This window comes from Streptomyces thermocarboxydovorans (assembly GCF_039524635.1).
GTDB lineage: Bacteria > Actinomycetota > Actinomycetes > Streptomycetales > Streptomycetaceae > Streptomyces > Streptomyces thermocarboxydovorans.
Genome location: NZ_BAAAGU010000116.1, coordinates 1 through 7,888, shown reverse-complemented (window position 1 = coordinate 7,888; position 7,888 = coordinate 1). Strand labels below are relative to the sequence as shown.

The window sequence follows — 7,888 nt, the reverse complement described above, 5'->3', positions numbered from 1 at the left end:
CACCGACCCCACACCGGCATCAGCGGCCGCCCACCAGCCAGCCGCGTCACCAACCTCTCCGAACAGCACACCTAGCCGCGCTTGCGCCTCCTGCGGGCCAGCAGCTTCGGCAAGGCCGCCGGGATCGGCCGGCGGGTAATCGCAGGGGAGGGCAGCGGAGGCTCGGCCAGGGAAGCGTCGGGCAGCGGCGCGGTCTCGCCGGTGGGCTCCAGGCGCAGCACCCTGCACTCGCGGGCCCAGCGCTCGGGCATCGCCTCGCCGTCGGGCGCGTTCAGCCGCTTGCCCTTGAGCTCGGCGACCGCCGCCGCCCACTCCTCGCCGCCGGCGGGCAGCTCGACCACCTTCGCGGTCCAGGAGATCAGCCGGCCGCCCTTGTCCTTGCTGCGCACCGTCACCTCGGCCGTGGCACCGTCCACGAGCCCCGGCAGCGGCTGCTCCCCGGGACCGTCGCCGACGACACAGGCGGCGCCCTCGTGCCACACATGCCACAGCGCACGGGCGGCGGGAGCCCCGGCGGCCCGCACCCAGACCAGGCCGGACTTCTTGGTGGCCTCCTCGATGAGGGCCCGCTCCAGCAGCTCGCTCGTCATGCGCTCAGCCTATCGAGCGGGCGTTCACAGCCAGCCGTTGCGCTTGAGCGTGCGGTGGATGCCGAAGCAGATGGTGACGATGATCGTCAGCACCATCGGGTAGCCGTACCGCCAGTGCAGCTCCGGCATGTGGTCGAAGTTCATGCCGTACACGCCGCAGACCATGGTCGGGACGGCGATGATCGCCGCCCAGGAGGTGATCTTGCGCATGTCCTCGTTCTGCGCCACCGACGCCTGGGCGAGATTGGCCTGGAGGATGGAGTTGAGCAGCTCGTCGAAGCCCATGACCTGCTCCTGCACCCGGGCCACGTGGTCGGCGACGTCCCGGAAGTACTTCTGGATCTCCGGGTCGATCAGCCGCATGGGCCGCTCGCTGAGCAGCTGCATCGGCCGCAGCAGCGGCGCCACCGCCCGCTTGAACTCCAGCACCTCGCGCTTGAGCTGGTAGATCCGCCCGGCGTCGGTGCCGCGCGGGGTGCCCTTGCGGCCGGGCGAGAACACCTCGGTCTCGACCTCGTCGATGTCGTCCTGCACCGCGTCGGCGACCGCGATGTAGCCGTCGACGACGTGGTCGGCGATGGCGTGCAGCACCGCGGAGGGGCCCTTGGCCAGCAGCTCGGGGTTGTCCTGGAGGCGGTGCCGCAGGGCGCGCAGCGAGCCCTGGCCGCCGTGCCGCACGGTGATGAAGAAGTCCCGGCCGGTGAAGCACATCACCTCGCCGGTGGCGACGACCTCGCTGCTGGAGGTGAGCCGGTCGTGCTCGACGTAGTGGACGGTCTTGAAGACCGTGAACAGCGAGTCGTCGTAGCGCTCCAGCTTGGGCCGCTGGTGGGCCCGGACGGCGTCCTCGACGGCCAGCGGGTGCAGCCCGAACTCGCGGGCCACTCCGGCGAATTCGTCCTCGGTCGGCTCGTGCAGGCCGATCCACACGAAGCCGCCGTCGCGGCGGACCAGGCGCATCGCCTCCTGCGGGGTGAGCGGTCCCTCGGTCGCCACCCGCCGCCCGTCCCGGTAGACGGCGCAGTCGACGACGGCGGTGGCCCGGGCCCCCTCGCAGGGAGTCTCGTAGGGGGCGCTGTCCTTGCGCAGCGAGACACGGGAGGGGCGGACCACGGCGCGCAGGTCGCGAATCATCGACATGGCGGTCTCCTTCGCAGACGGGGCAACGAAAGGCGCGCCAGTACGACGGCTGGAACAACCCGGAATGAGGACGTCCGTGAACTGCGGATGTTTGGCACGTCCACAAAGCGGGGAGCACCGCACCGTCGCGGCGGCGAGCTTCGTCGCTGATACAGCTTGGGGCAGATCAGACAGAACGAAACGAAGTGCTCTTCCGTTGAAGAACGCGCATGCGAGGGGTGGCAGCCAGGAAGGAAACGGCTACATCAGGCGTCGCCGGAAGAGCGGGTGATACTGCACGGTCGACTTCGGTCCATGTCAGCCTCACCTCCTCCGGCCGGTCCCTCGTGAGGGACGATCCACACATCCCCTGGGGGGATTCCCCTTCAGACGGGGAGAGTCGCACAGGCGTCGGGGCTCGAATCCGCGACGCTTCTGCGTGCTGCCCCGACCGACCAAGAGTATCAGCCGACCGGTGTGTCAAGGCGCCGCTTTGCCCGTAGCTGACGAGTTCTATGCTCGCCGCATGGCTGATGTTCTTCCTCTGGTCGAAGCCCGGCTGCGTACGGCGCTGGGCGAACCGGACGCGCGCGCGGCGGTCACCTTCCTCGGCACGGACCGCATCGAGGTGCTCCGTTTCAGCGAGGGGGACATCGTCCGCTACGCCACCCTCGGCATGTCCGCGCACCCCATGACCGACCCCACCGCGATGGTCGCCGACCCGGTGAAGGGGCCGCGCGCCGAGCTGGTGCTGTCGGTGCGCGCCGGGGTCGCGGACACCGACAAGGTGCTGCGTCCGCTCGCCGTGCTCGCCGCCTCTCCGCAGGTCGAGGGCGTGGTGGTGGCGCCCGGCGCCTCGCTCGACGTCGGGGAACCGCTGTGGCCGGGCGCCCCGTTCACCTCGGTGCTGGTGGCCGAGCCGGGCGGTCTGGTGGAGGACCTGGAGCTCGACGAGCCGCTCGACCCCGTGCGGTTCCTGCCGCTGCTGCCGATGACTCCGAACGAGGCCGCCTGGAAGCGGGTGCACGGGGCCCAGGCGCTTCAGGAACGCTGGCTGAGCAGCGGGACGGATCTGCGGGATCCGGCCCGCAGGTCCGTCGCGCTGGACTGAGCCGGCGTGAGCAAACTCACCAACTCCGGCCGCGAGAGGCTCAGTTGGTGAGCACCGCGGCCCCGTCCTCGGTGGCCCGGCGCGGCTGCGGCTCCTCCGCCTGCAGGGTGAGCGCCTTGCGCCGCACGACGACCACCAGCGCGCCCAGTACCGCGGTGACCGCCGCCACCACGAACGGGATGTGCGCATCGGTCCACTCCTCGATCCTGGGCGCGAAGCAGGGCGCGGCGGCCGCCGCGAACCAGCGCACGAAGTTGTACCCGGCGCTCGCCACCGGCCGCGGGGCGTCCGACACGCCCAGCGCCAGCTCGGTGTAGACGGTGTTGTTCACGCCGATGAGGGCGCCGGAGAGCACCGTGCAGACCACGGCGGTGGTGTGGCCGCCGTAGCCGAGCACCAGCACATCGGCGGCGAGCAGCACCAGCGAGCCGCCCAGCACGGTCAGCGAGCCGAACCGCCGCTGCAAGCGGGGCGCCACGATCACCGAGAACACCGCGAGCAGCACGCCCCAGGCGAAGAACACCGCGCCGGAGCGGTACGGCGACAGGTCCAGCACGAACGGCGTGAAGGCCAGCACGGTGAAGAACGTGTAGTTGTAGAAGAACGCCGAGACGGCCGCCGAGGCCAGACCGCCGTGGCCGAGCGCCCGGAGCGGGGCGAGCAGCGAGGTCCTGCGGGCGGGCCGGGGCTGCTCCTTCAGGAAGACCGTGATGCACAGGAAGCCGACCGCCATCAGCACGGCGGTGCCGAAGAAGGGGTAGCGCCAGCTGGCGTCGCCGAGCAGCGCGCCGGCCAGCGGGCCGCAGGCCATGCCCAGGCCGAGGGCGGACTCGTACAGCAGGATCGCCGCCGCGCTGCCCCCGGCCGCCGCGCCGACGATGACCGCGAGGGCGGTGGAGACGAACAGCGCGTTGCCGAGGCCCCAGCCGGCCCGGAAGCCGACCAGTTCGCCGACCGAGGTGGAGGTGCCGGACAGGCCGGCGAAGACCACCACCAGGGCGAGGCCGAGCAGCAGGGTCCTGCGGCCGCCGATCCGGCTGGAGACGAAGCCGGTCACCAGCATGGCCAGCGCCGTGATGAGGAAGTACGAGGTGAACAGCAGGGAGACCTGTCCGGCCGAGGCGTCGAGGCCCTGCGCGATGGAGGGCAGGATCGGGTCGACCAGGCCGATCCCCATGAAGGCGACGACGGAAGCGCCGGCGGTCGCCCACACGGCCCCCGGCTGCTTGAGGACGCTTGAGGCCCCCGTTTCGAAGGCATCCACCAGGAGTGCTCCAATCCCGCGGCGTGGGCAGATGGCAGATGCACACATTAAGTTAGCGGGGCTAATTAATGCAAGCTACATATATCTAGGCCGGGGTGTGGTTCGCTGCCCGGTTCTCCCCGGTCGGGTGATCGTCCTTGACGTGGCGCGGCAGAGCTAGGATCGTGGGGCTCTATGAGGGGCGAACCCAGTTGCCCGAAGTGCGGTGGCCGGGTCCGGGCTCCCGGCCTCTTCTCCGATGCGTGGCAGTGCGATGTGCACGGCACCGTGCATCCCCTTCAGCCCGTGCTGCCACCGAGCGTCGAGGCACTCAACGTGGTGGTGCATCGCACGAAGGTCCCGGTGTGGATGCCCTGGCCGCTGCCCGTGGGCTGGCTGTTCACGGGGGTGGCGAGCGCGGGCGACGACCGCAGCGGCGGGCGCGCCACCGCCGTCGCCTGCACCGGGCCCGGGCCCCTCGGGGGGATGGGCGAGCTGATCCTGGTGGCCGAGGAGCTCGGCGTCGGACTCGGCGCCCGCTACGCGGGCATCGACGGCCCGGACCCTGGGCCGTTCCTGAATGTCGAGAAGCCCGCCGAGACCAAGGTGCTGGCCGCCGGCCGCCCCACCCCGCTCTGGCATGTCTCCAAGACCCCGGACGACCGTGCCGTGTTCGCCGGCGAGGCCCTCGGGATGTGGCTGTGGGCGGTGGTGTGGCCCGAGCAGTCGGGGCTGCTGATGTACGACGAGCTGGTCCTCACCGATCTGCGCGACGCCGGGGCCGAGGTGGAGCTGGTGCCCTGCGGGGCGCTGTCGCCGCGCCTGCTGGAGACCTGAGAAGAGGCGTCACTCCGGACCCCGGGCGGTGTGTAGGGGGCGCAGGCCTGGTTCGGGTGTGACAGAGGTGGGTGAAAATCCGGTTATCCTGAAGCGTCCTCATCCGTCCGTCCACCGCTTGGAGTACTGCGTCGTGCGTATCGATCTGCACACCCACTCCACCGCGTCCGACGGCACGGACACGCCCGCCGACCTGGTCCGCAAGGCGGCCGCCGCCGGGCTCGACGTCATCGCGCTGACCGACCACGACACCACCCGGGGGCACGCCGAGGCGCTGTCCGTGCTGCCCGCGGGACTCACGCTGGTCACCGGGGCCGAGCTGTCCTGCCGGCTCGACGGCATCAGCATGCACATGCTGGCCTACCTCTTCGACCCCGAGGAGCCGGCGCTGCTCGCCGAGCGCGAGCTGGTCCGGGACGACCGGGTGCCGCGCGCCAAGAGCATGATCGCCAAGCTGAACGCGCTGGGCGTCCCCGTCACCTGGGAGCAGGTCGCCCGGATCGCGGGGAACGGGTCGGTCGGCCGCCCGCACATCGCCACCGCCATGGTGGAGCTGGGCGTCGTGCCCAGCGTCAACGACGCCTTCACCCAGGACTGGCTGGCCGACGGCGGCCGGGCCTACGTGGAGAAGCACGAGACCAACCCCTTCGACGCGCTGCGGCTGATCAAGAACGCTGGCGGGGTCGCGGTCTTCGCCCACCCGGCCGCGACCAAGCGGGGCCGGACCGTGCCGGAGTCGGCGATCGCCGACCTCGCCGAGGCGGGTCTGGACGGCATCGAGGTCGACCACATGGACCACGACCCCGACACCCGGGCCCGGTTGCGCGGCCTCGCCAAGGAGCTGGGCCTGCTGGTCACCGGCTCCAGCGACTACCACGGCAGCCGCAAGACCTGTGTGCTCGGCGAGTTCATGACGGACCCCGAGGTGTACGGCGAGATCACCCGGCGGGCGACCGGCGCGTTCCCGGTGCCGGGGACCGGCGGGGCCTGAGCGCCCCCGCCCCCCACGCCCTCACGTCCACCGCACCTCTCGTTCATCCCTCAGCAAGGCACTCATGTTCGACGCTGCCGTCTTCGGCTCTCTGTTCCTGACCCTTTTTGTCATCATGGATCCCCCCGGGATCACCCCGATCTTCCTCGCCCTGACCTCCGGCCGGCCCGGCAAGGTGCAGAAGCGGATGGCCCTGCAGGCCGTCTGCGTGGCCGGCGGGGTCATCGCCGTGTTCGGCCTGCTGGGCCACCGGATCCTCGACTACCTGCATGTCTCGGTGCCCGCGCTGATGATCGCGGGGGGACTGCTGCTTCTGCTGATCGCGCTGGACCTGCTCACCGGCAAGACCGACGAGCCTAAGCAGACCAAGGACGTCAATGTCGCCCTGGTGCCGCTGGGCATGCCGCTGCTGGCCGGGCCCGGCGCGATCGTCTCGGTCATCCTCGCCGTCCAGAAGGCCGACTCCGTCGCCACTCAGGTGTCGGTGTGGTCGGCGATCGTCGCCATCCATGTGGTGCTGTGGCTGGTGATGCGCTACTCGCTGCTGATCATCCGGGTCATCAAGGACGGCGGTGTGGTGCTGGTGACCCGCCTCGCGGGCATGATGCTCTCCGCGATCGCCGTGCAGCAGATCATCAACGGGGTCACCCAGGTGATCCAGGGCGCCTGACCCCGGGGCGGCCGGCCCCTCGTCAGGAGGCGGTGGGCAGCTCGGCCGGGCGGATCCACAGGCGCTGCCCGATGGCGGCGGCCTGCTGGACGATGGTGTTGACGCACGCGGCATCCACGATGGTGGTGTCCACGGGCGTGCCGTCGGTGTCGTCGAGTCGCATGATCTCGAAGCGCACAGGGCTCCTCTCGTTCGTGAGTGTTTCCGTACCTGTGCAACGAACTGTGCGATGCAAACATTCCCTACGCTAAGGAAAATTTTCGATCCGCTAAATACTGGTCAGTAAGTGTTTCGCACGAGACCGATCGGGACCGGTTGTGTTCGCAGCGTGACCGCCGGGACAATGGAGGCAATGAACGAGGACCTCGCGGCCCTGAGTGCCCGAATCGACCGCACCAACGAGCTGCTCGAACGCATGCTCGCCGAGGTGGCGAAGACGCCCTCCACACACGCGATCTTCGTCGACGCCGGATACCTGTACGCGGCGGCCGGGCGGCTCGTGGCGGGCACCGAGGACCGCCGGGCCTTCGACCTCGACGCCGAGGGACTCATCGACGCGCTGATCGACCGGGCCCGCAGCATCTTCGCCGACAGCAGGCTGCTGCGCGTCTACTGGTACGACGGCGCCCGGCGCCGCATCCACACCGCCGAGCAGCAGTCCATCGCCGAACTGCCGGACGTCAAGGTCCGCCTCGGCAACCTCAACGCCAACAACCAGCAGAAGGGCGTCGACTCCCTGATCCGCAGCGACCTGGAGTCACTCGCCCGGCACCGCGCCATCAGCGACGCCGCCCTGCTCGGCGGCGACGAGGACCTGGTCTCCGCGGTCGAGGCCGCCCAGGGCTACGGGGCCCGGGTCCACCTGTGGGGCATCGAGGCCCCGGAGGGCCGCAACCAGGCCGAACCGCTGCTGTGGGAGGTCGACAGCCAGCGCACCTTCGACCTGGACTTCTTCAAGCCCTACGTCACCCGGCGCACCCCGGCCACCTACGAGCCCGCGCTCGCCCGGCCCACCCGCGACGACGTGCGGTTCGTCGGTGCGCAGATCGCCGCGAAGTGGCTCGCCGCCCGCGGCCGCGACTCCCTCCTCGAGCTGCTCCCCGGCCACCCCTATCTGCCCGGCCCGGTCGACCAGGACCTGCTGGTCGAGGCCGAGGGCCTGCTCCAGTACTCCCTGCGCGGCCAGGCGGACCTGCGGCGGGCCCTGCGGGACGGCTTCTGGGACCACTTGCAGGCCCAGTACTAGCAGTACTAGGGTCCGTCTTCAAACGGATCTTGCCCAGAGTAGGAATGACGCGAGCGAGACCGCTGCTTCGTAGGAGGTGGC

Annotated in this window: 9 protein-coding genes; 5 read left to right on the top strand and 4 right to left on the bottom strand. The window is 70.5% G+C overall.

The window, feature by feature from the left end:
* Positions 1-71 precede the first annotated feature (71 nt).
* Positions 72-590: a hypothetical protein gene (locus ABD198_RS30160; protein ID WP_344007857.1), complete on the bottom strand. Its 519-nt coding sequence runs from the start codon at positions 588-590 to the stop codon at positions 72-74.
* Between the two features lie 24 nt (positions 591-614).
* Positions 615-1,730 (bottom strand): magnesium and cobalt transport protein CorA, encoded by a 1,116-nt coding sequence (locus ABD198_RS30155; protein WP_344007855.1) that lies wholly within the window; start codon positions 1,728-1,730, stop codon positions 615-617.
* A 505-nt stretch (positions 1,731-2,235) separates the two neighbouring features.
* Here ABD198_RS30155 and ABD198_RS30150 point away from each other — a divergent pair.
* Positions 2,236-2,820, top strand: coding sequence for a suppressor of fused domain protein (locus tag ABD198_RS30150; protein ID WP_344007853.1), 585 nt, complete (start codon positions 2,236-2,238; stop codon positions 2,818-2,820).
* Positions 2,821-2,860: 40 nt separating this feature from the next.
* On the opposite strand, the gene ABD198_RS30145 is transcribed toward ABD198_RS30150, so the two are convergent.
* On the bottom strand, positions 2,861-4,084 hold the full coding sequence (locus tag ABD198_RS30145) for an MFS transporter (RefSeq protein WP_344007851.1): 1,224 nt from the start codon (positions 4,082-4,084) through the stop codon (positions 2,861-2,863).
* Positions 4,085-4,258: 174 nt separating this feature from the next.
* On the opposite strand from ABD198_RS30145, the gene ABD198_RS30140 reads away from it, so the two are divergent.
* The 3 genes from ABD198_RS30140 (at position 4,259) to ABD198_RS30130 (ending at position 6,561) form a co-directional block, all read left to right on the top strand.
* Complete coding sequence (locus ABD198_RS30140) at positions 4,259-4,900, top strand: DUF6758 family protein (RefSeq protein ID WP_344007849.1); 642 nt, start codon at positions 4,259-4,261, stop codon at positions 4,898-4,900.
* A gap of 133 nt (positions 4,901-5,033) precedes the next feature.
* Positions 5,034-5,891, top strand: coding sequence for a PHP domain-containing protein (locus ABD198_RS30135; protein ID WP_344007847.1), 858 nt, complete (start codon positions 5,034-5,036; stop codon positions 5,889-5,891).
* A gap of 64 nt (positions 5,892-5,955) precedes the next feature.
* A complete protein-coding gene (locus tag ABD198_RS30130; RefSeq protein ID WP_344007845.1) occupies positions 5,956-6,561 on the top strand; it encodes a MarC family protein in 606 nt (201 codons plus the stop codon).
* A gap of 22 nt (positions 6,562-6,583) precedes the next feature.
* On the opposite strand, the gene ABD198_RS30125 is transcribed toward ABD198_RS30130, so the two are convergent.
* A complete protein-coding gene (locus tag ABD198_RS30125; protein ID WP_344007843.1) occupies positions 6,584-6,739 on the bottom strand; it encodes a hypothetical protein in 156 nt (51 codons plus the stop codon).
* Positions 6,740-6,913: 174 nt separating this feature from the next.
* On the opposite strand from ABD198_RS30125, the gene ABD198_RS30120 reads away from it, so the two are divergent.
* Positions 6,914-7,807 (top strand): NYN domain-containing protein, encoded by an 894-nt coding sequence (locus ABD198_RS30120; protein WP_344007841.1) that lies wholly within the window; start codon positions 6,914-6,916, stop codon positions 7,805-7,807.
* Positions 7,808-7,888: the final 81 nt, after the last annotated feature.

Bases quoted from the DNA above. Each gene is read 5' to 3' on its own strand.
- ABD198_RS30150 (WP_344007853.1), top strand. From the start codon at position 2,236: ATGGCTGATGTTCTTCCTCTGGTCGAAGCCCGGCTGCGTACGGCGCTG.
- ABD198_RS30130 (WP_344007845.1), top strand. From the start codon at position 5,956: ATGTTCGACGCTGCCGTCTTCGGCTCTCTGTTCCTGACCCTTTTTGTC.
- ABD198_RS30120 (WP_344007841.1), top strand. From the start codon at position 6,914: ATGAACGAGGACCTCGCGGCCCTGAGTGCCCGAATCGACCGCACCAAC.
- ABD198_RS30140 (WP_344007849.1), top strand. From the start codon at position 4,259: ATGAGGGGCGAACCCAGTTGCCCGAAGTGCGGTGGCCGGGTCCGGGCT.
- ABD198_RS30160 (WP_344007857.1), bottom strand. From the start codon at position 590: ATGACGAGCGAGCTGCTGGAGCGGGCCCTCATCGAGGAGGCCACCAAG.
- ABD198_RS30155 (WP_344007855.1), bottom strand. From the start codon at position 1,730: ATGTCGATGATTCGCGACCTGCGCGCCGTGGTCCGCCCCTCCCGTGTC.